Raw genomic sequence first — 20,276 nt, 5'->3', positions numbered from 1 at the left:
AGCAGCCTGTACCAAGCGCCCACGCTCGGAACTTGTCCCCTGTATAATGCCCCCAACCAATAAACCTCAGGAGCCCCGCATGTTCGAATCCCTTCCCAAGCTACCCAACGACCCCATCCTGGGCCTGAGCATCGCCTTTCGTGACGACCCCAACCCGGAGAAAGTGGATCTCGGCGTGGGGGTGTATCGCGATGCGTCCGGCAATACCCCGGTGATGGCGGCGGTGCACGAGGCGGAAGTGCAGCTGCTCAAAGCGGAAATCACCAAGGCCTATACCGCTCCGGCCGGTTATCCGGGCGCGAACGAGGCGGTGCAGGAGCTGGTATTCGGGCCGGAGCATCCCGCACTGGCGGCGGGCCGGGTGGCGACCGTGCAGACCCCGGGTGGCTGCGGTGCGCTTCGGCTGGCGGCGGAACTCATTCAGCGGGCCAGAAAGGGCGCCCGGGTCTGGGTCAGTACCCCCACCTGGGCCAATCACGTGCCGCTTCTGGGCAGCGCAGGGCTGGAGCTGAAAGAGTACCCCTATTATGACTTCGAGCGGCATGCGCTCGATTTCGACGGCATGATGGCGGCGTTGGCCGAAGTGCCCGCCGGGGATCTGGTGCTGTTGCACGCCGCCTGCCACAACCCCTGTGGGGCGGATCTGACCGAAGCGCAGTGGCGTCAGGTGACCGAGCTGGCCCGTGAGCGGGGCTTTGTGCCCTTTATCGATATGGCCTATCAGGGCTTTGGTGAAGGCCTGGACGCCGACGCCTTCGGGCCCCGCTGGATGGCGGAGCAACTGCCCGAGGTGTTGGTAGCGGTGTCCTTCTCCAAGAACTTCGGTCTGTATCGGGAGCGGGCCGGGGCGCTGGCGGTGGTTGGGGCGGATTCTGCCCGGGCCGAAGCGGTGCAGTCGCAGCTGCTCAGCGTCGCCCGGGGGCTTTACTCCATGCCGCCGGCTCACGGCAGCGCTCTGGTGGCGGGGATCTGGGCGTCCAACGAACTGCGCCAGCGTTGGCAGAGCGAATTGAGCGAGATGCGCGGGCGGATCCAGACGCTGCGCGAAGCGCTGGTGGGCTCGCTGGCCGCGACGGTGCCCGGTCAGGACTTTGGCTTTATCGCCCGGGAGCGGGGCATGTTTTCGTTTCTCGGACTGACCGAGGCCCAGGTGGGCCAATTAAAGGATCGCTACAGCATTTACATGACCGACAACAGCCGCATCAACGTCGCCGGGTTGAATCTGGACAAGGTGGATTATGTCAGTCGGGCCATCGCCGAGGTGCTGCGCGGCTGAGTGTTGCTTAACTTGCCGCGCTGCTTGCTAGCGCGGCGGGTTCAGGCGCACCTCCCGGCCTTCGGCCTGACGGTGCATGAAACCCTGAATGCGACGCACCCAGAAGCTGCGTTCGTCCTCCGGGTCCTGAGCATCGGGGCGTCCGATCACCAGCGTCTGGTAGTGCTCAAGACGAAGCCGGCGCGCGCTGTCCCGGTGGCGACGCTGTTGCTCGCGGGTGCGGGCATCGGGGCCGAGAAACACGTCCAGAAGCGGAAGGGCAGGCACCGCGAACAGGGCTTCCAGTTCGGCTCGGTCCAGCGTTATGGCGCCATGTTGATTGACCAGAATCAACGCCCTTATGGGGCCGGATAGCGGGCTTTCTCCGGTACTGGGCGGCTCGCCCTGTGCCCCCGCTTCCAGTTGGGGGCGCAGTACCGCCATCACCTCTGGGGCGCTGATCGGGTCCACCAGCACCACCAGGTTGCCCTGCCCGTTGGCGTCAAGCCAGTTTAGGGCGGCATTGACCCGCTGCTCGATGCGCGTTTCATGGTCGGGCAGTGGTGGCGCCTGCTCTGCCTCCGCTTGCTCGTCGGCCGCCGGTTCGGCGGCGGGCGCGTTCTCTTCCTCCGGTGCGTCGGCCTCTTCTTCGGCTGCCTCCGCTTCTTCACTGGGCGCCTCGGTGTCCGCTGCGGGCGGTTTGGGCAGGGTGTCTTCCGGGCGCTCGGGGACGGGTGCTTTGGGCGGCAAAGGTAAGGTGACGGCGAAGGTGGCCCAGCCGTGGCGCGGTAAAGCCTGACGAAGATTGGCCAGGGGCGCCGGCCAGTGGGGTGGGTTTTCTGCGCTATAGAACATCAGCAGGGCGCCCTTGGGTTCGGCGGCCGCCGGGCGGAAAAGGGCGAGGGTTTCGTTTTCCGGTTCGGGCAGCGTCAGCCACTGGGTATCGTCGGGGAAGCGCTCGGCCAGCAGGGTCTGGTCCCGGTCGCGGCGCGATGCGTACTGTGGCGGCTCCGGTTCGGGCGGAGCTGCCTCCGCAGCGGTTTCCGCCGCCTCCCCGTCGCCCTCCGGCGCCGGAGCGTTCTCGTCCTGGGCCCAGGCGGGGGCAACCAGCAGGGCCAGAATCAGGCTCCAGCGAAGCCGAAGGAAGAGGGGGGACTCAGTGCGGCGCATGGGCGATTTCCGTTGGCTGCCTATCGGGGTGCATCTTTGGGTACAATGACCGACTGATTCCAACGATCACGAACCTCTATCAACCATCATCGGACAATTTATGCAGAACTTGAAGCGGGATTACAAAATTGCCCCCTCGATCCTCTCCGCCGACTTTGCCCGCCTGGGGGAGGAAGCCGACGCGGTGCTGGCCGCCGGCGGCGACATGATCCATTTTGATGTGATGGATAACCACTATGTGCCCAACCTGACCTTCGGGCCCATGGTGTGCAAGGCCTTGCGCCAATACGGCATTACCGCCCCCATTGATGTGCACCTGATGGTGGAGCCGGTGGATGACCTGATTGAGCAGTTCGCCGAGGCCGGCGCCAGCTATATCACCTTCCACCCGGAAGCCTCCCGTCACGTCGACCGCTCACTGCAGTTGATCGAGAGCGCGGGCTGCAAGGCCGGGCTGGTACTCAATCCGGCCTCCAGTCTGGAACTGATCAAACACGTGGTGCAGCGTCTGGATATGCTGTTGCTGATGTCGGTGAACCCCGGCTTCGGCGGACAGAAGTTCATTCCCGCGACCCTGGACAAGCTGCGCGAGGCCCGGGCCCTGATTGATGCCAGCGGTCGTGACATTCGTCTGGAAGTGGATGGCGGCGTCAACCTGGAAACTCTCAAGTCCGTGGCCGAGGCCGGTGCCGATACCTTTGTGGCCGGCTCCGCCATTTTCAACGCGCCGAACTACGCCGATGTGATCGGACAGATGCGCCAGCAATTGGCCGAAGTGTGATATTCATCCCCGCCGGGGCTGGCCCCCGGCGCCGGTTTTGAGTAAACTCAGGCTCACGACGTATTGAGGAGAAGCACGTTGATCTCGTCAGGCTTATATTTGCACATCCCCGCTAAACACCCCGCCCGATGGCGTGGCTAGGTCTTTATTGCCTGGTGTTGGCCCCCAAGGCCTGAGCCGGGCCCTCGCTGTCTCGGCACGTTACTCGACTTTGGCGTGCTGCTGTTTCGAATACAACCGCTCATGATTTGACTGCACCGGCGACACGGCGTGAGCGGTGGTGATGCAAAACAAAAGGTATAAGCATGACTCCAGAACAATTTTCCCGGCTGGCCTCGGAAGGCTATAACCGCATTCCGGTAATGCACGAAGTGCTGGCGGACCTGGACACTCCCCTGTCCTCCTATCTGAAACTGGCCCGTGGCCCCTATTCCTATCTCTTTGAGTCCGTACAGGGCGGTGAAAAGTGGGGCCGTTACTCGATGATCGGCCTGCCCGCCCGCCGGGTGCTGAAAGCGTTTGGCTCCCGGGTGCAGTTGGAATGCGATGGCCAGATCGAAGAGCAGTTCGAGTGCGCGGATCCGTTGGCGTTTGTCGAAGAGTACAAGCACCGCTACCGGGCGCCGGACCTGCCGGACTTGCCGCGCTTTACCGGTGGGCTGGTCGGTTACTTTGGTTACGACTGCGTGCGCTATGTCGAGCCCCATCTGCAGGAATCCATGCCGGCGGACAAGCTGGGCACGCCGGACATTCTGCTCACGGTCTCCGACGAAGTACTGGTGTTCGATAACCTGGCGGGCAAGCTGATTCTGGTGGTCCACGCCAATCCGGAAATCGATGACGCTTACGCCAAGGCCCAGGCCCGCCTGCGGGAGTTGGAGGCGCAGCTGCGCGCGCCGGTGCCTTCGGTACCGGAAGTCGGCCTGCCTGAAGTGGAAGGCCCGGAGCAGAGCTTCACCTCCCACATGGGCGAGGCGGGCTACAAGGCGGCGGTGGAGAAAATCAAGGAATATACCCTGGCCGGGGACGTGATGCAGGTGGTGCCTTCCCAGCGGCTGTCCATTGATTATCAGGCCGAACCGCTCAACCTCTATCGCGCCCTGCGCTGTTTAAACCCGTCCCCCTATATGTACTTCCTGGATCTGGGTGACCATCAGGTGGTGGGCTCCAGCCCGGAAATTCTCGCCCGGCTGGAAGACGGTACCGTAACCGTGCGCCCGATTGCGGGCACTCGCCGACGCGGTCGTACGCCGGAAGAAGATCTGGCCATGGAGCAGGATCTGGTCAATGACCCCAAAGAGATTGCCGAGCATCTGATGCTGATCGACCTCGGCCGCAACGATGTCGGTCGGGTGTCCGAAACCGGCACAGTGAAGCTGACCGACAAGATGGTGGTGGAGCGTTACTCCCACGTCATGCACATTACCTCCAACGTGACCGGTCGTCTCAAACCGGGTCTGGAGGCCATGGATGTACTGCGGGCGGCACTGCCGGCGGGGACGCTCTCCGGTGCGCCGAAAATCCGCGCCATGGAAATCATCGATGAGCTGGAAAGCGAAAAACGCGGTATCTACGGCGGCGCCGTGGGCTACATCGCCTGGAACGGCAATATGGATACCGCCATTGCCATCCGCACGGCGGTGATCAAAGACGGCAAGCTGTACGTTCAGGCCGGGGGCGGCATCGTGGCGGACTCGGTACCCGAGCTGGAGTGGAAAGAAACCATGAACAAGGCGCGCGCCATTTTCCGCGCCGTCGATATGGTCAATCGCGGCGCGAATGCCAAAGGTGGAGAGCAGCCATGATTCTGATGATTGATAACTACGACTCCTTCACCTACAACGTGGTGCAGTACCTGGCGGAACTCGGCGCCGATGTGAAGGTGGTGCGTAACGATGAAATCACCGTGGAAGAGGTCGAGGCGCTGGCACCGGAGAAGATCGTGATCTCGCCGGGGCCCTGTACGCCCAACGAGGCCGGGGTATCCCTGGCGGTGATCAAGGCGTTTGCCGGTAAGGTGCCGCTGCTCGGCATCTGCCTGGGTCATCAGGCCATCGGCCAGGCCTTCGGCGGCGATGTGATCCGGGCACCCCAGGTGATGCACGGCAAAACCTCGCCGGTATTCCACGCGGATAAAGGCGTGTTTCGCGGACTGAACAACCCCCTGCAGGCCACCCGCTATCACTCGCTGGTGATCGACCGGAATACGCTGCCAGAGTGCCTGGAAGTCACCGCCTGGACCCAGGATGACCAGGGCCAGCCGGCCGAAATCATGGGGGTGCGCCACAAGACACTGGCGGTGGAGGGCGTACAGTTCCACCCCGAGTCGATCCTGACCGAGCAGGGGCACGAATTGTTGAATAATTTTTTGCGCGACTGAATGACTCGTGTCAGAATCGGGTCGCGTAAATCGTTCGCGAGGGATCGCCAGACCCAACCAACAACAAGAATTGCGCCCGGCTGACCGAGTGTTCGCCCCTGGGGAGTGAGTGAGAGAGTGCGACAAAAACGACTCACGATAATAAACGGGAGAAACACATGGACATCAAGCAAGCCTTGACCCGAGTGGTCGAGAAGATTGATTTGAGTACCGAGGAAATGACCTCGGTCATGAAAGAGATTATGACCGGTGCTGCCACGGAGGCGCAGATCGGAGGGTTTCTGATCGGCCTGCGTATGAAAGGCGAGACGCTGGATGAGATCACCGGCGCTGCCATGGCCATGCGCGAGCTGGCACAGAGCGTCGATATTGAAGCCGACTTCCTGGTGGATACCTGCGGCACCGGCGGCGATGGGGCCAACCTGTTCAATGTATCCACCGCCAGTGCCTTTGTGGTGGCCGCGGCCGGCGGCCGGGTGGCCAAGCATGGCAACCGCTCGGTATCGAGCTCCACCGGCAGCGCGGATGTGCTGGAAGAAGCCGGTATCAATCTGAATATTTCCCCGGAGGAAGTGGCCCGCTGCGTCCGTGAGATCGGCGTGGGCTTCATGTTTGCTCCGGTGCATCACGGCGCCATGAAGTTTGCCGTTGGCCCGCGCAAAGAGCTGGGCCTGCGCACCATCTTCAACATGCTCGGCCCCATGACCAACCCTGCCAATGTGCGCCGCCAGGTGATTGGTGTGTTCAATGGCGAACTGTGTCGCCCCATGGCCGAGGTGCTGCATCGCCTGGGCAGCGAGCATGTGATGGTGGTTCACGCCAAAGATGGTCTCGATGAGATCAGCCTGGCCTCTGAAACCCATGTGGCAGAATTGAAAGACGGAAAGGTCACCGAATACGAAATCAAGCCGGAAGACTTCGGCATCCAGAGTAAAAGCCTGATTGGCCTGGGCGTGACCAACGCCGAGGAGTCTCTGGCGCTGATCAAAGACGCGCTGGGCAACCGGCGCGGGCAGTACGCCGAGAAAGCGGCGGATATTATCACCCTGAACGCCGGTGCCGCGATTTACGTCAGCGGCGTGGCGGAAAGCCTGGAAGAAGGGGTGGAGCTGGCGCGGGATGCCATTGGCAGCAGCCTGGCCGGCGAAAAGATTCGCGAACTGGCGGCCTTTACCCAGTGCTTCAAAAGCGACAGTTGAACACCGAATTGAATATGAACCAAGAGGATTGACCCGTGAGTGACACCCCGACAGTGCTGCGCAAAATTATTGCCCGCAAGCACGAGGAAGTGGCCGAGCGCAAACAGCAACGCTCTCTCGATGAGTTGCGTCAGAGCCTGGTGCAGGCGCCGGAAACTCGCGGATTTGTTCAGGCCATTGCCAACCGGATTGCCGATGGTCAGGCGGCGGTGATTGCCGAGATCAAGAAAGCGTCGCCCAGCAAGGGTGTCATCAGGGAGCACTTTGAACCGGCCGAGCTGGCTCGCAGCTACGAGCGGGGCGGTGCCACCTGCCTGTCGGTATTGACCGATGTGGACTTTTTCCAGGGCGCCGATGCCTACCTGCAACAGGCCCGTGAAGCGGTGAGCCTGCCGGTGATCCGGAAGGACTTCATCGTCGATGAGTATCAGGTCTATGAGGCGCGAGCCCTCGGGGCGGACTGCATATTGCTGATCGCCGCGGCGCTGGAGCCGACCAAAATGCGGGAGTTGAACACCCTGGCGCTGGAGTTGGGGCTGGATGTTCTGGTGGAGGTGCACAATCTGGCCGAGCTGGAGTTGGCGCTGGAGCTCCCCAACAAGCTGATCGGTATCAATAACCGTAACCTGCACACCTTTGAGGTGGACCTGAAAACCACCTACGACCTGCTGCCCGCCATCGATAGCGAACGCATAGTAGTCACAGAGAGTGGGATTCTGTCGCCGGACGACGTATGGGAAATGCGCCGCCGCCACGTGCACAGCTTTCTGGTGGGTGAAGCCTTCATGCGCGCCGATAATCCGGGCGAGGCCCTGGCGCGGTTTTTCAATTGAGTGATGCGTCGGGTTACGCGCTGCGCGCTAACCCGACCTACGGATACTGTGGGATTTGATCGAGCCTTCTGGTAGGTCGGATTAGCGAAAGCGTAATCCGACATTCCCACACAGTCTGCCCAAGCCGCTACCGCGTTCCGTACACCACCATCGTTTTGCCACGCACTTCCACCAGCCCCTGATCTTCCAGAGTCTTCAGAACCCGACCGACCATCTCCCGGGAACAGCCGACAATCCGGCCAATCTCCTGACGGGTGATCTTGATCTGCATGCCGTCCGGGTGGGTGATGGCGTCCGGCTCCTTACACAGGTCCAAGAGCGTCCGAGCCACCCGGCCGGTAACGTCCAGAAAGGCGAGATCTCCCACCTTGCGGGTGGTGGCGCGCAGACGGCGGGCCATCTGACTGCTCAGGGCGAAAACGAACTCCGGGTTCTCTCCGGCGATCTCCTGGAATTTGCTGTAGCTGATTTCAGCCACTTCACATTCCGTCTTCGCTCGTACCCAGGCACTGCGCGAGTCTTCCTGATCAAACAGGCCCATCTCGCCGAAGAAGTCTCCGTCGTTGAGATAGGCGACAATCATTTCCCGGCCTTCATCGTCCTCAATCAGAACCGTGACCGAACCGCGCACAATATAGTAGAGAGAATCGCTCTTGTCCCCAGCGTAAATAATGGTGCTTTTGGCCGGGTAACGGCGGCGATGGCAATGGCTGAGAAACTCGTCCACATGGGTAATGTGGGGTGTCAAGGATACGGCGACCAAGGTGCAGCTCCTGCTTTTTTCTGAGTTATCAATGGGTTAACGGCGGGCATTATGAACCTAAACGCGAGCCCTTGCCAGTTGGCACCGATTACATGCTAGCAAGTTTGTGAACCAGTTATAAGCCCAAGGCGCCTTCATGTCCAGTGGAACCTCGCAGAACCCGGGCAAAGGATGAAAGGCGCGACAGAGAGACGTCGGTGATGGGTTTTTGGGGCGGTTATGGTAACCTTCTGCGCCATTGATATCAGGCCCACAGGTTACGGCGAGGTAGGTTGCATGAAAGGTAAGGTAAAGTGGATAGATGGCGCCCAGTTTCTGGGTGAGTCCGGCAGTGGTCATACCGTACTGATGGACGGCCCGCCGGATCATGGCGGTCGCAACACCGGTGTGCGCCCGATGGAGATGTTGCTGCTCGGGCTCGGCGGCTGCTCTTCTTTTGATGTGATGAGTATTCTGGGCAAGTCCCGCCAGAAGGTCACGGACTGCTATGTGGATATGGACGCTGAGCGGGCCGATGGCGTACCGTCACCCTTCACCAAAATCCACCTGCATTTTGTGGTGACCGGTAAGGATCTGAAAGAAGCGCACGTCAAACGCGCGGTGGAGTTGTCAGCCACCAAGTACTGTTCCGCGTCGATCATGCTGGAAGCGGCGGGCGTGGAAATCACCCACAATTACGAAATCCGCGAAGCGGAATAAGCACTTTCACATACTGTGGTGGATGACGCCGCGATGCGGCTTATCCACCCTGGGAGGTTGTTGTCTCGTCCGGGCCGGGAAGGGGAAGCCCTTTCAAGACACGCCGTAAACCCGTCCCTGGGGGCTCGGATCGCGGGTCCCCCGCTCTACGGTCTTGAAAGGGCTTCCCCTTCCCGTCCCTCAGTGCCAATCGTCGCGTAGGGTGGATAAGCCGCACCGCGGCGTCATCCACCAATTAAGGTTTGTCTCAAAGCCTGTAGCTGGAAGCGGTCATCGCCTTGGCTACCAGACTCATCGCGGTTTTGACTGGTGCCGGGAAATCCAGGCCGCCGGCGGCGAGGGCGGTCTGGGCGTGTTTGGCTTCGTCGGCCAGCATCTGTCGTACCACCGCCCGGCTTTGCCGGTCGGCTTCGGGTAATTGCTCCAGGTGGGTCTGGAGGTGCTGACACACCCGCTCCTCGGTCGCTGCGACAAACCCCAGACTGACCCGGTCGCTGACCAGACCAGCCCCCGCCCCCAAGGCGAAGGAGAGACCGTACCACAGCGGATTCAGGTAGCTGGTATGGCTGTCCAGGTCGTCCAGCCGCTGTCGGCACCAGACCAGGTGATCAATTTCCTCCTCGGCAGCATGTTCCATCTCCGCCCGTACTTGGGGCAGTTTGGCGGTCAGGGCCTGGCCCTGGTATAGCGCCTGGGCGCAGACCTCGCCGGAGTGGTTCACCCGCATCAGGCCTGCGGCGTGGCGGCGCTCGGTGTCATCCAGATCGGATTTTGGCAGGTCTCGAGCGGGGGAGGGGCGGCGCTCTTCTCCCGGCGTGTCCGCCAGGGTGCGCACCACCCGGTCGATGCCGATAATCAGTTGGTCCAGTCGGGACAGGGCTCGCTGTGTCATGGTGATTGCCTTGTTCGGGGCTGATTCAGAGGGGTATACGCGGCTATTGTACTCGCGGATGAAATGGCCTGCCCAGCGTTGATCGGATCACTCGAACTGCCAGCCATCGGTGGGCAGTCGCTCGCGCAGTTCCCGCTCCAGTGACGGCAGCAGTACGCGGTGTGCCTCGTTCAGGTAAGCATATCCCTCAATCTCCAGCACATGGCCGGCCGAGTAGATCGGGTGGGTCAGCTCGACCTGCTGCATTTCCTGCCGCGTTGATACGGAGGTGCCGATAAACAGGTCCAGCCGTCCGGCACTGACCATCTTCAGGCCATGTTCGGTGCTGGTTACCGAGACGAGATTCGGTAGCTCATGGCGCTCTATCCACTCCTTGACCACGACGTGACCCCGCACATAGCCGATGCGCAGGGGTTCCCGCGTCAGGTCCTGTTCGGTGCTCAGGGTCCGCTCCGGGTCGCGGCTCCAAGCCTCCATGGAGGTTCGCGCCAACAGTACGTCAACGCGGATCAGGCTGCTTTCGGGATTGTTGTCGCGGTAGTCCGACGTTCGAGCGCAGTCGCCGTCACTGATGCCCGCGTTGGCCTCCATCAGGGAGCGCTGGTTGGGACGGTAATGCATGCTGAAATCGTAGCCCAGGGCATCGAAGGACTCGGAGAACAGGGTGGTCACCCGCTGATGCAGGGGCACGGTTTCTGGAATCCAGCAGGAAAACACGATTTTGGGGCGGGGCTCCGCGATGACGCAGGAGGACAGTAGTAGCCAACCCAGCAGCAACAGGGCGGGGTGGCAACGTCGGTGTCGGCTGGGCATGGTCCCTCCAGGGCGGGCGGCTCGGTCCAGATGTGAGCCACTCCAGACATTTCTGGCCACTATTTTGGCGGCAAATATCACACAAAAGCAACTTTTCACTTTTTTACTTGCAAATCCGTATTGATTGCGCAATCATTTTGGTGGTGAGAGTGTGCTAGATAACAATAAAGAGAGAAATCTATGAGCAAATCAACCAGCTTGATTGATCGCCGTGCCTTCCTGCGCGGCACTGGCCAGATTCTGGCGGGCACAGCGCTCGTCTCGTCCAGTGCGGGTGCCATGGCGGAGAAGGCCAGCCGGAAGATGCGCGTGGCGCTGGTCGGTACCGGCATCCGGGGCATCCGCTTCTGGGGGCGCGATCTCGTGCAGGGCTTTTCCGACGCGGTGGAATTTGTTGGCCTGTGCGATACCAATCCGGGCCGCCTGCAGTTCGCCAAAGACTATATCGGGGTCGATTGCCCTACCTTTACCGACATTGATGTCCTGCTCGACAGCGGTCCCATCGACATGGTGATGGTGACCACCGATGATGCCAGCCACGATGAGATCATCGTCAAGGCGCTGGATCGCAATATCAATGTCATCACCGAAAAGCCCATGACCACGGATGAGCACAAATGTGCCGCCATCCAGAAAGCGGTGGAGCGCTCCGACGCCGAGCTGATCATGAGCTTCAACTACCGCTACGGTCACATGTTCACCTCGCTCAAGGAGGTGCTTGATCGCAAGGAGATCGGTGATGTGGTGTCGGTGGACTTCAACTGGTATCTGAACACCTACCACGGTGCCTCCTATTTCCGGCGCTGGCACGGTCTGCGTGAAAAGGGCGGTACGCTGCTGTTGCACAAGTCGGCTCACCATTTTGATCTGCTGAACTGGTTTATCGAATCCGACCCGGTAGAGGTATCCGCCTACGGTGCGCTGGAGCACTACGGCCACAACAACGACTTCCGGGGTAAAAACTGCCGGGAGTGCCCGCATCAGAAAAAATGCGATTACTACTGGGACATCACCAAAGACGAGCTGGCCACCAAGCTCTACGTCGAAAATGAGCACCACGACGGATACATCCGCGACAATTGCCTGTGGCGCGAAGAAATCGATATTTTCGACAAGATGAGCGTGCAGGTGCGCTACGCGAACAACGTAATCGTCAACTACTCGCTGACCACTTATTCGCCATTTGAAGGCTTTCGTCTGGCGCTGAACGGCAAACATGGTCGGGTGGAAACCTGGGAAGGCATCCCCTGGCTCGAAGAGCAGGAAACCGATCAGTCCAAGGTGTATGAAAAGGAAATGGGGCTGACCAGTCACAGCACCCGCGAAGAGGGTCGACACGAATTGATCATCGCCAAAAACTTTGGTGACTACCAGCGCATTGAGTTGCCCTATATTCGCAAAGCGCACTGGGGCGGTGACCCGATTCTCAATGCCCATGTGTTCAAGGGAATTCCACCGGAGCGTAACTTCGGCCAGAAGGCCAACTTCCGCGATGGCGCCATGTCGGTGCTGATCGGCGTGGCGGCGCGAAAAAGTATTGACGAGAGCCGGCCGGTAAAAATCGAAGAGCTGACCGACCTCAAACCTCAGGTCAGACGTATGAAGGCCTGAGTCAGATAAGTTTCCATGGTGTACCGTTTGCCTCCAGCTTGGCGCTGTCCGGACCTACGCCGGCAGCGCCTTTTTTTAACCGCTGGATTACGTTTTGCTCAACCCCCAACACATTACCACCTGATATAACGATAGGAGAGAGACATGTTCATCAACCCGATAGGCCAATGGATCAAGCTTGGGATCCGCTTCCCATTGATGGTGTTGGCACTGGTCAGTCTGACCATGGGGTGTGCCAGCGCCCAGACCGGCGAGTCGACCGTCACCGTACCGCAAGACGGCAAGTGGTCGGACCGGATGGCACTGTCCATCATCAAGCGCAGCCCGGAAGCCTGGGCCATGCGCGACTATAAACTGCTGGATTCTCCCCAGTGGGCTTACACCTACGGGTTGACCTTGTACTCAATGCAGAAAGCCTATGAGCGCACCGGCGATGACCGCTACCTGCAATACGGAAAAGTGTATGTGGATCAGTTGATTGATGATCAGGGGCAGATCAAAAATTACCACATTTGGGACTTCAACATTGACGATGTCAACGCGGGCAAGTTGTTGTTCCTGTTGTATGAAAAGTACGATGATGAGCGTTATCTCACGGCCATGCAGACCCTGCGTACGCAACTGGACTGGCAGCCGCGTACCCGCTCCGGCGGCCTGTGGCACAAGCGCATCTACCCCTGGCAGATGTGGCTCGATGGCCTGTACATGGGGGCGGCTTACTGGGCCCAGTACGCGGCCACTTTTGAAGATTCCGACGAGAGCTTTTCCGATATCGCCCATCAGTTCAAACTGATCGAATCCAAAACCCGCGACCCCGAGAGTGGGCTGCTGTATCACGGCTGGGATGAAAGCACGCTCCAGACCTGGGCCGATGATGAGACGGGTCTTTCCGAACACTTCTGGTCCCGGGCCATGGGCTGGTACGCCATGGCGCTGGTGGATACCCTGGACTTCTTCCCCGAAGACCACCCCGACCGTCAGGCGCTGATCGACATTCTCAATCGTCTGGTGGTGGCATTGGAGAAAGTACAGCATGAGTCCGGTCTCTGGTATCAGGTGACCGACCAGGGCGATCGCTATGGTAACTACCTGGAAGCCTCCGGTTCCTCCATGTTCGTCTACGCCATGGCCAAGGGCGTGCGTATGGGCTACCTGCCGGAGAAGTTCCAGGCGGCGGCCGAACGGGGTTTCGACGGCCTGATTCAGGAACTGGTGGACGTGGAAGCCAATGGCGAGATTCATCTGACCCAGATCTGTGGCAGCGCCGGCCTGGGTAATGACCCCTATCGGCCGGGAACCTTCGAGTATTATGTGGGTGAGGCGATTCGCGTGAACGATCCCCATGGTACCGGTCCGTTTATTCTCGCCGCACTGGAGCTTGACCGCTGATTGCGTTCGGACGAGACTTGCTTTTCAATAGTCGGGGCGTGTGAGAGCGCCCCTATAAATCATGACAACAACTCAGCAGTAGTGAGGATCTTATGACCATCAACCCATTGTTTCGCTGGGGGCTTGCCGCGGTGCTGGCCACCTCGGCATCCCTGAGTCAGGCGCTGGACAGTCACGATGACACCCAAGCAGACTGGAACAAAGCCTCTGAAATTGTCCAGACGGTCCAACCACCGAACATTCCCAATCGCGATTATCTGATTACCGACTTCGATGCCAAGCGTGGCGATGCCCGCCCGGCAATCATGGCGGCGATCGAACAGGCCAGTGCGGACGGCGGTGGCCGGGTCATCATCCCGAAAGGTCAGTGGGAGAGCCACGGCCCGATTCATCTGAAGAGCCGGATCAATCTGCACATCAGCGAGGGTGCGACGCTGTTGTTCAGCCCGGAGCCGGAAGATTACCTGCCCGCCGTGCTGACCCGCTGGGAAGGGACCGAGATGTACGGCTACTCGCCCCTGATTTATGCCTATCAGGTACAGGATGTGGCCGTGACCGGCAAAGGCACACTGGACGGTAACGAAGACAGCGAGTTTCATCCCTGGTACGACAAGCAGCGCCCGGATATGGAGGCGCTTCGAGCCATGGGCGCCGCAGGCAACCCGGTGGAAGAGCGTCAGTTCGCTGAGGGCCATTTCTTGCGTCCGAGCATGCTGCAGATTGTCGACGCCCAACGAGTGCTGTTGGAAGACTACACCATCAAAAACTCACCCTTCTGGATCAACCACCTGGTCTATACCGATCACGCCATTGTGCGCGGCCTGAAAGTGGACAGCATGTTTCCGAACAACGATGGGATTGATGTGGACTCCAGTCGTTATGTGATTGTGGAGAACAACTTCTTCCGCACCGGCGACGATTCGGTGGTGATCAAATCCGGCCGTGACTACGATGGTCGCCAGGTCGGCCGCCCCAGTGAGTATGTGGTGGTGCGCAACAATGACATGGGGGGCGAAGATGGCATTGCCCTGGGTAGCGAAATGTCCGGTGGCATTCGCCACGTCTACTTTACCGATAACATTCTGCGCAGCGGCAAGGCAGCGGTGCGCTTCAAAGCCAACCTGGATCGCGGTGGTGTGGCCGAGCATATCCGGGTTCGCAACATGACCATCGAGTCCTTTGATCAACTGTTCTGGTTTCAGTTGAATTATCCCGGTGAGCTGGGCGGCAACTACCCGACGGTCTATCGCGATCTGGTGTTCGAAGACATTACCGTGGAATCCACCGGTAGTGTGCTGGAAGTATATGCGCCCGAAGGCTATCCGCTGCAGGATGTGACACTGCGCAACATTACCATCAAGAAAGCCGATGACCTGTTTGTTCTCGACAATGTCCAGAACCTGGTGTTCGACAATGTTGAAATCAATGGCAACCGGGTAAACGGTCAGCTCGACTGGAAATAAATACCCGTTGAACGGAACGAAAAAGGCGGGCATTGGCCCGCCTTTTTCGTTCCGGCCGAGTAGGTCGGAAGTCTTGTAGGTCGGATTAGCGAAGCGTAATCCGACAAAAACAGCTGTGTGATCTCGGATCACGCTTCGCGCCGATACGTAGGAACGTCCCGAGCCATTCGACGTTAAACACCCCGAAGCTCAACCGGCAACAGCGTCTCCGGAAAATTCTGATAACACACCGGCCGCAGAAAACGGTCAATCGCCCGGGTGCCCACCGAGGTGGTGCGTCCATCCGAGGTGGCGGGGTAGGGACCGCCGTGTACCATGGCACTGCACACTTCGACCCCGGTGGGGAAACCATTGATCAGCAGTCGACCGGCTTTGGTTTCCAGTATGTCGATCAGCTCGGCCGCCAGTGCTCTATCGGTTTGATCGGTCAAGTGCAGTCCCGCCGTCAGTTGCCCTTCCAATCCTTCGGCGATGGCCAGCATCTGCGCATCGTTGTCACACTGTACCAACAAGGCCGCTGAACCAAACACTTCTGATTGAAGTTCCGGCTGTGCCAGAAACTGCTCTGCCCCTGTACCGAGCAGTGCGCTCTGACATTGGTTGGGGCTCTGAACGTCGGGCGCGCGGGCAATCAGTTCCACTCCAGGCTGCTCAGCCAACGAGGTCAGGCCGGCGTTGTACGCCTGGGCGATGCCCGGGGTCAGCATGGTCTGCCCCTGGGAGCCCTGCAGCTTTTCAGTGGCCCGGACAATAAAGCGATCCAGTGCCGGGCCAGTGCGGGCAATCAGCAGGCCCGGGTTGGTGCAGAACTGCCCCGCGCCCATCTGCAGGGAATCCACATACTGTTCGGCCAGAGCCTCTGGGTCGGCTTCCAGCGCATCCGTGAGCAGAAACAGCGGGTTGATGCTGCTCATTTCCGCATACACCGGAATGAGCTCTGGACGCGCGGCGGCAATGGCCATGAGCGCCGTCCCGCCCTTGCGGGAACCAGTAAAACCGACCGCCTTGATAGCAGGATGAGCCACCAAAGCGGCGCCGACGTTGTGGCCGGCATCGAACAGCATGGAGAACACACCTTCGTTCAGATCGCATTGTTGAACGGCCCGATGAAGGGCCTGTCCGACCAACTCCGAGGTGCCGGGGTGAGCCGGGTGGGCCTTGACGATCACCGGGCAACCGGCGGCCAGTGCCGAGGCGGTGTCACCGCCGGCGACCGAAAACGCCAGCGGGAAATTGCTCGCACCGAATACGACCACCGGGCCCACGGGAATATTGCGCGAGCGCAGGTCCGGACGCGGCGGGGTGCGCTCCGGAAGTGCCGGATCATGCTCAATGCCGAGCCAAAGGCCTTTGCGCAGCACCTCGGCAAACAGTTTCAACTGGTTGACGGTGCGACCCCGCTCGCCTTCCAGTCTCGGCCGGGGTAAGCCGGTTTCGGCCATCGCCCGCTCGATCAGGGCGTCACCGAGTTCGAGAATGTTCTCTGCGATGGTCTCCAGAAAACGGGCCCGTGTCTCTGAGTCGGTTTTGCGGTAAGGTCTGAACGCTTGCTGCGCGAGCTCGCAGGCGCGGTCGACGTCCTGCGTTTGGTTGCTGGCGTACACCGGGTCGAGGGGTGTGTTGTTGGCCGGGTCGATGGCCTGCAGAGCATCGCCCTGTACCGCGACCCGGGTGGCACCGATAAAAGCCTGTCCGGTCAGTTTCATGTTGACACCTGTTTGCGACGAATGTGTGGGATGAGTGAAATAATCAGAATGGCCAGAGCAACCACCAGAAAACCGGCGGCCACCGGCTGGGTCACCATGGGGAGTACCTGGCCGTCGGTGAGCATCAGGGCCCGACGGAGGTTGGTTTCCAGAATGGGCCCGAGGATAAAACCGAGTACCATGGGGCTGAGCGGGTAGCGGTATTTTTCCAGAACAAAACCCAGCACCCCGAAAGCGAGCATTACGCCAATATCAAACGGGTTATTGTCCGCCGCGTAGGCGCCCACCACCGCCAGGACGGTAATGGCGGGCAGTAAATAACGGCGCGGCATCAACAGCACCCGAGGGAAAATTCTCAGGGTCGCCAACTGGAACAGCAATGTCAGGGTGCAGGCAATAAAGAAAGCGGCGTAGATGATACCGACGATGTCGGGATTGTCGGTAAACAGCAGGGGGCCCGGCTGCAATCCGTGAATCATAAAACCGCCGATGATGATGGCGGTGACGCCATCGCCGGGAATCCCCAGTGTGATCAGTGGCAGCAGCGCGCCGCCGATACTGGCATTGCCCGCCGACTCGGACGCCCAGACGCCGTCGACATTGCCTTTGCCAAAGCTGTCCGGGTTTTTCGAGCTCTGGCGGGCGGTGGCGTAGGCGATCATGTTCGAGGCCGCGCCGCCGATCCCCGGCAGCACGCCAATGCCCACACCGATGCCGGATGAGCGGAACACATTGACCAGGTTGCGCCTGATTTCTTTGAGGGTGACGCCCACGCCTTTGATGGTCATATCCACCTTGGGCTGGGGTGTTTCCCGAAACAGTTCACGCAGTACCTGGGAGATCGCAAACAGGCCGATCATGAATGGTACCAGCCCGATCCCGGCCCAGAGGTTGATTTCCCCAAAGGTATAACGCGCAGTGCCGTCGATGGGCGCCATGCCCACCATGCTGAACGCCATACCCAACAGCGCGGTGATCGCGCCCTTGACTAGACTCTTGCCGGCCAGCGCGGCCACCATGGTCAGCGCCATGACCGATAGGGCAAAGTACTCGGCGGGGCCGAAATTGATCGCCAGGCGCGCCACCATCGGGGCAAACATCACCAGCACCAGCAGGCTGAACATGCCCCCGGCGTAGGAGGCGAGCATGGCAGTGCCCAAGGCTTTGACCGCCTGCCCCTGTTGGGCGAGCGGGTAGCCGTCAAAGGTGGTGGCAACCGATGAAGGGGTGCCCGGAATCCGCAGCAGAATGGCCGATACCAGACCGCCACAGATGCCACCGATATACACGGCCACCAGTGTCGCCATACCGAGATGGGCGTTGAAGCTGAAGGTCAGGGGCAGGATGATCGCCACCGCCATGGTGGCGTTAAGCCCGGGCAGAGCCCCAATCACCAGGCCGACGATACAGGCCAGAAACAGCACGATCAGTACCTGGGGCTGCAACAGTTCCCAGACACCGGCGGCGAACAGCTCAATCATAAAGCACTCCTTTCAATGCGTAGAGCCATTCCCCCTCGGGTAAGCTGACTTTCAGTACCGAGACGAGCAGATAGTGAGTGACGACAGCGACCAGAATCGCAATGAGGCAACACTGCACGCCGGCCTTCAATGACAGTCGACCGAGCAGCCAGGTACTCAGGGCAAAGAAGACCGCGGTGCTGACCGCGTAGCCGAGATTGGGCAGCACCCAGGCGTAGGCGAGGACCGCGACAATGGAGAAGGTGCCGCGCCAGGGGCGAAAGGTCCCAGGGGTATCCGTTTCCTCTGCCGGTTCGCGGTCCGTCGAGGGTCTGATGAGCAGAATCAACCCCATCAGGGTCAGCAGCACGGCGATCAATCCGGGCAGCAACGTAGGACCGGGATCACCCAGGGTGGGCTTCAAAGTGTCCTGCCAGAAGATGCTGTACAGCAGTCCGGAGCAGCCGATGGTGGCAAGGCCAAACCAGCGGTCGGTGGGCACCGCACTCAGACGTTCAGTGAAGGACCGGCTCATGGGTTCACCACTTTTTCAATAAATCGGTACTCGTCGGCCAGAAAAATGGCCGCGTCTTTGTGGTTCCGGTATTCGGGACTCTGGCGCACCTTCCTGATTGCCTCTTGATAGGCGAGGTCCTGTTGAATCCCGGCCATGATTCTGTCGAACTGATCGATGATCGGTTGCGGTAGTTCGGCCGGACCGTAAACGGCAAACACTTGTGGCAGATGCGCGGGCACTCCCTGGCTGGGCGCGGTGGGCCAATCTGGCGCGAAGGCGTCCGGGGTGTTGTTCATGACCCCGAGAATGCGCACATCGCCATTGCGCTCGAACTGTAGTGCGCTCGCAACGCTCATACTGATCAGGTCCACTTTCTCACCCAGCAGGGCGGTAATCCGTTTGGACTCACTGCCCGAGTCCACCACCCGAAAGCCGTCGGGATACAGCTGGGTGAGCGCTTGGCCTTTGATCTGGGTGGTGGCGCCAAACTGCGAGCCCACGGTAATTTTGCCCTCGTGCTCGCGGGTGTAGTCGAGCACTTCTTTCAGGGTTTTATAGGGCGCATCGGCGCGCACGGCGTAGACGTCGTTGACCATGCTGAGGGTGGCCAGGGGGGTAAAGTCTTTGTATTGATAGGGTGAACGCCCAAGGGCATGGGAGACGTGCAGGGCGGTGTGGTAGAGCAGCAGGGTGCCGCCGTTGGGTTTGGAGCGCGCGACGGAGTGCGCGGCGATGACGCCGCCACCGCCGGTCTGGTTGACGATGGCCACGGCGCTGCCGGTCACCTGCTCAAAGTGTTTGGCAAAAACCCGGGCAATCGCATCGGTAGATCCACCCGGTGAAGAGGGAACATAAATTTTCACCAGCTCCGCCGGGTAGTGGTCGTCTGCCTGTAGTGGCCCCGCGATCATCATCAGGACCACTATCATCAAGCAGCGGTCGATCAACCGTCGCATAGTCTCTCACCTGTTGTCCGTTGATTGTTATGTTTTTCGCAGAGGCACTTTGCATAGAGTGCTGCGGGAGGAAAGGGGTCTTTGAGGCACGCCGTAAACCCATCCCTGGGGGCTCGATCGCCTGCCGTCCGGGCAGGCGACGTCCTCAAAGACCCCTTTCCTCCCTCCGCGTTGCCAGCGTATCGTTTCGGGAAATAGCACCCTGGGTTGCGTAGGGCGGATAAGCCGAAGGCGCATCCGCCGTTACTGAACTTGACGAGGGGAATAGTCCCTTATGTACTGCAACTTGGGTAACGGCGGATGCGGGCTTTGCCCTTATCCGCCCTACGCAACCTGCCGTGTAATACCAAACCCCACATCCGAAAGGTGCTATTTCCCGAAACGTTAAT

Annotated in this window: 18 protein-coding genes; 10 read left to right on the top strand and 8 right to left on the bottom strand. The window is 60.2% G+C overall.

Going from position 1 to position 20,276, the window contains the following annotated elements; all coding sequences use genetic code 11:
• Positions 1 to 79: 79 nt before the first annotated feature.
• Entirely contained in the window at positions 80 to 1,276 is a 1,197-nt protein-coding gene (locus N645_RS0107925) for an amino acid aminotransferase (RefSeq protein ID WP_024460969.1), read from the top strand.
• Positions 1,277 to 1,303: 27 nt separating this feature from the next.
• Here N645_RS0107925 and N645_RS0107920 read toward each other — a convergent pair whose 3' ends face one another.
• Positions 1,304 to 2,425 carry a DUF3530 family protein gene (locus N645_RS0107920; protein ID WP_024460968.1) on the bottom strand — a complete coding sequence of 374 codons (1,122 nt, stop codon included), beginning with the start codon at positions 2,423 to 2,425 and terminating at the stop codon, positions 1,304 to 1,306.
• A 100-nt stretch (positions 2,426 to 2,525) separates the two neighbouring features.
• Here N645_RS0107920 and rpe point away from each other — a divergent pair, with 100 nt between their 5' ends.
• The 5 genes from rpe to trpC all read left to right on the top strand — a co-directional run bounded on the left by rpe (position 2,526) and on the right by trpC (position 7,618).
• Positions 2,526 to 3,206 carry a ribulose-phosphate 3-epimerase gene (gene rpe / locus N645_RS0107915; protein WP_036160665.1) on the top strand — a complete coding sequence of 227 codons (681 nt, stop codon included), beginning with the start codon at positions 2,526 to 2,528 and terminating at the stop codon, positions 3,204 to 3,206.
• Positions 3,207 to 3,511: 305 nt separating this feature from the next.
• Positions 3,512 to 5,011 carry an anthranilate synthase component I gene (gene trpE, locus N645_RS0107910; RefSeq protein ID WP_024460966.1) on the top strand — a complete coding sequence of 500 codons (1,500 nt, stop codon included), beginning with the start codon at positions 3,512 to 3,514 and terminating at the stop codon, positions 5,009 to 5,011.
• Entirely contained in the window at positions 5,008 to 5,586 is a 579-nt protein-coding gene (locus tag N645_RS0107905; protein ID WP_024460965.1) for an aminodeoxychorismate/anthranilate synthase component II, read from the top strand. The genes trpE and N645_RS0107905 overlap by 4 nt, the downstream gene beginning before the upstream one ends.
• A gap of 158 nt (positions 5,587 to 5,744) precedes the next feature.
• Positions 5,745 to 6,785, top strand: coding sequence for an anthranilate phosphoribosyltransferase (gene trpD / locus N645_RS0107900; protein ID WP_024460964.1), 1,041 nt, complete (start codon positions 5,745 to 5,747; stop codon positions 6,783 to 6,785).
• A gap of 35 nt (positions 6,786 to 6,820) precedes the next feature.
• Positions 6,821 to 7,618, top strand: coding sequence for an indole-3-glycerol phosphate synthase TrpC (gene trpC / locus N645_RS0107895; RefSeq protein ID WP_024460963.1), 798 nt, complete (start codon positions 6,821 to 6,823; stop codon positions 7,616 to 7,618).
• A gap of 127 nt (positions 7,619 to 7,745) precedes the next feature.
• Here trpC and crp read toward each other — a convergent pair whose 3' ends face one another.
• Positions 7,746 to 8,381 (bottom strand): cAMP-activated global transcriptional regulator CRP, encoded by a 636-nt coding sequence (crp, locus tag N645_RS0107890; protein ID WP_024460962.1) that lies wholly within the window; start codon positions 8,379 to 8,381, stop codon positions 7,746 to 7,748.
• A gap of 276 nt (positions 8,382 to 8,657) precedes the next feature.
• On the opposite strand from crp, the gene N645_RS0107885 reads away from it, so the two are divergent.
• On the top strand, positions 8,658 to 9,080 hold the full coding sequence (locus N645_RS0107885; protein WP_024460961.1) for an OsmC family protein: 423 nt from the start codon (positions 8,658 to 8,660) through the stop codon (positions 9,078 to 9,080).
• A 247-nt stretch (positions 9,081 to 9,327) separates the two neighbouring features.
• Here the strand turns inward: N645_RS0107885 and coq7 are convergent, their stop codons facing one another.
• Complete coding sequence (gene coq7 / locus N645_RS0107880; RefSeq protein WP_024460960.1) at positions 9,328 to 9,972, bottom strand: 2-polyprenyl-3-methyl-6-methoxy-1,4-benzoquinone monooxygenase; 645 nt, start codon at positions 9,970 to 9,972, stop codon at positions 9,328 to 9,330.
• An 87-nt stretch (positions 9,973 to 10,059) separates the two neighbouring features.
• Complete coding sequence (locus N645_RS0107875; RefSeq protein WP_024460959.1) at positions 10,060 to 10,785, bottom strand: hypothetical protein; 726 nt, start codon at positions 10,783 to 10,785, stop codon at positions 10,060 to 10,062.
• Positions 10,786 to 10,965: 180 nt separating this feature from the next.
• On the opposite strand from N645_RS0107875, the gene N645_RS0107870 reads away from it, so the two are divergent.
• The 3 genes from N645_RS0107870 (at position 10,966) to N645_RS0107860 (ending at position 15,248) form a co-directional block, all read left to right on the top strand.
• The gene (locus tag N645_RS0107870; protein ID WP_036160661.1) at positions 10,966 to 12,396 is read left to right on the top strand and encodes a Gfo/Idh/MocA family protein; all 1,431 of its coding nucleotides are present in this window, start codon (positions 10,966 to 10,968) and stop codon (positions 12,394 to 12,396) included.
• A gap of 144 nt (positions 12,397 to 12,540) precedes the next feature.
• Positions 12,541 to 13,785: a glycoside hydrolase family 105 protein gene (locus N645_RS0107865; protein ID WP_024460957.1), complete on the top strand. Its 1,245-nt coding sequence runs from the start codon at positions 12,541 to 12,543 to the stop codon at positions 13,783 to 13,785.
• Positions 13,786 to 13,877: 92 nt separating this feature from the next.
• Complete coding sequence (locus N645_RS0107860; RefSeq protein ID WP_024460956.1) at positions 13,878 to 15,248, top strand: glycoside hydrolase family 28 protein; 1,371 nt, start codon at positions 13,878 to 13,880, stop codon at positions 15,246 to 15,248.
• A 173-nt stretch (positions 15,249 to 15,421) separates the two neighbouring features.
• Here N645_RS0107860 and N645_RS16770 read toward each other — a convergent pair whose 3' ends face one another.
• From N645_RS16770 to N645_RS0107840, 4 genes are read right to left on the bottom strand one after another with little or no spacing between them, the layout of a single operon-like run.
• Entirely contained in the window at positions 15,422 to 16,954 is a 1,533-nt protein-coding gene (locus tag N645_RS16770) for an aldehyde dehydrogenase (NADP(+)) (RefSeq protein WP_051174359.1), read from the bottom strand.
• Positions 16,951 to 18,435, bottom strand: coding sequence for a tripartite tricarboxylate transporter permease (locus N645_RS0107850; protein WP_024460955.1), 1,485 nt, complete (start codon positions 18,433 to 18,435; stop codon positions 16,951 to 16,953). Before N645_RS0107850 ends, N645_RS16770 begins: the two co-directional genes overlap by 4 nt.
• Positions 18,428 to 18,949: a tripartite tricarboxylate transporter TctB family protein gene (locus N645_RS0107845; RefSeq protein WP_024460954.1), complete on the bottom strand. Its 522-nt coding sequence runs from the start codon at positions 18,947 to 18,949 to the stop codon at positions 18,428 to 18,430. The genes N645_RS0107850 and N645_RS0107845 overlap by 8 nt, the downstream gene beginning before the upstream one ends.
• Positions 18,946 to 19,887 (bottom strand): tripartite tricarboxylate transporter substrate binding protein, encoded by a 942-nt coding sequence (locus tag N645_RS0107840; protein WP_024460953.1) that lies wholly within the window; start codon positions 19,885 to 19,887, stop codon positions 18,946 to 18,948. The genes N645_RS0107845 and N645_RS0107840 overlap by 4 nt, the downstream gene beginning before the upstream one ends.
• Positions 19,888 to 20,276: the final 389 nt, after the last annotated feature.

The sequence above is a fragment of the Marinimicrobium sp. LS-A18 genome (assembly GCF_000463525.1).
GTDB lineage: Bacteria > Pseudomonadota > Gammaproteobacteria > Pseudomonadales > Cellvibrionaceae > Marinimicrobium > Marinimicrobium koreense.
This window is presented reverse-complemented; position numbering and strand designations above follow the sequence as displayed.

What these genes read in the sequence shown, in the direction of transcription:
- N645_RS0107870 (WP_036160661.1), top strand. Translation starts at nt 10,966, where the DNA reads ATGAGCAAATCAACCAGCTTGATTGATCGCCGTGCCTTCCTGCGCGGC.
- N645_RS0107905 (WP_024460965.1), top strand. Translation starts at nt 5,008, where the DNA reads ATGATTCTGATGATTGATAACTACGACTCCTTCACCTACAACGTGGTG.
- N645_RS0107850 (WP_024460955.1), bottom strand. Translation starts at nt 18,435, where the DNA reads ATGATTGAGCTGTTCGCCGCCGGTGTCTGGGAACTGTTGCAGCCCCAG.
- N645_RS0107885 (WP_024460961.1), top strand. Translation starts at nt 8,658, where the DNA reads ATGAAAGGTAAGGTAAAGTGGATAGATGGCGCCCAGTTTCTGGGTGAG.
- N645_RS0107840 (WP_024460953.1), bottom strand. Translation starts at nt 19,887, where the DNA reads ATGCGACGGTTGATCGACCGCTGCTTGATGATAGTGGTCCTGATGATG.
- trpD (WP_024460964.1), top strand. Translation starts at nt 5,745, where the DNA reads ATGGACATCAAGCAAGCCTTGACCCGAGTGGTCGAGAAGATTGATTTG.
- N645_RS0107860 (WP_024460956.1), top strand. Translation starts at nt 13,878, where the DNA reads ATGACCATCAACCCATTGTTTCGCTGGGGGCTTGCCGCGGTGCTGGCC.
- N645_RS0107925 (WP_024460969.1), top strand. Translation starts at nt 80, where the DNA reads ATGTTCGAATCCCTTCCCAAGCTACCCAACGACCCCATCCTGGGCCTG.
- N645_RS0107875 (WP_024460959.1), bottom strand. Translation starts at nt 10,785, where the DNA reads ATGCCCAGCCGACACCGACGTTGCCACCCCGCCCTGTTGCTGCTGGGT.
- N645_RS16770 (WP_051174359.1), bottom strand. Translation starts at nt 16,954, where the DNA reads ATGAAACTGACCGGACAGGCTTTTATCGGTGCCACCCGGGTCGCGGTA.
- N645_RS0107865 (WP_024460957.1), top strand. Translation starts at nt 12,541, where the DNA reads ATGTTCATCAACCCGATAGGCCAATGGATCAAGCTTGGGATCCGCTTC.
- coq7 (WP_024460960.1), bottom strand. Translation starts at nt 9,972, where the DNA reads ATGACACAGCGAGCCCTGTCCCGACTGGACCAACTGATTATCGGCATC.
- rpe (WP_036160665.1), top strand. Translation starts at nt 2,526, where the DNA reads ATGCAGAACTTGAAGCGGGATTACAAAATTGCCCCCTCGATCCTCTCC.
- N645_RS0107845 (WP_024460954.1), bottom strand. Translation starts at nt 18,949, where the DNA reads ATGAGCCGGTCCTTCACTGAACGTCTGAGTGCGGTGCCCACCGACCGC.
- N645_RS0107920 (WP_024460968.1), bottom strand. Translation starts at nt 2,425, where the DNA reads ATGCGCCGCACTGAGTCCCCCCTCTTCCTTCGGCTTCGCTGGAGCCTG.
- trpE (WP_024460966.1), top strand. Translation starts at nt 3,512, where the DNA reads ATGACTCCAGAACAATTTTCCCGGCTGGCCTCGGAAGGCTATAACCGC.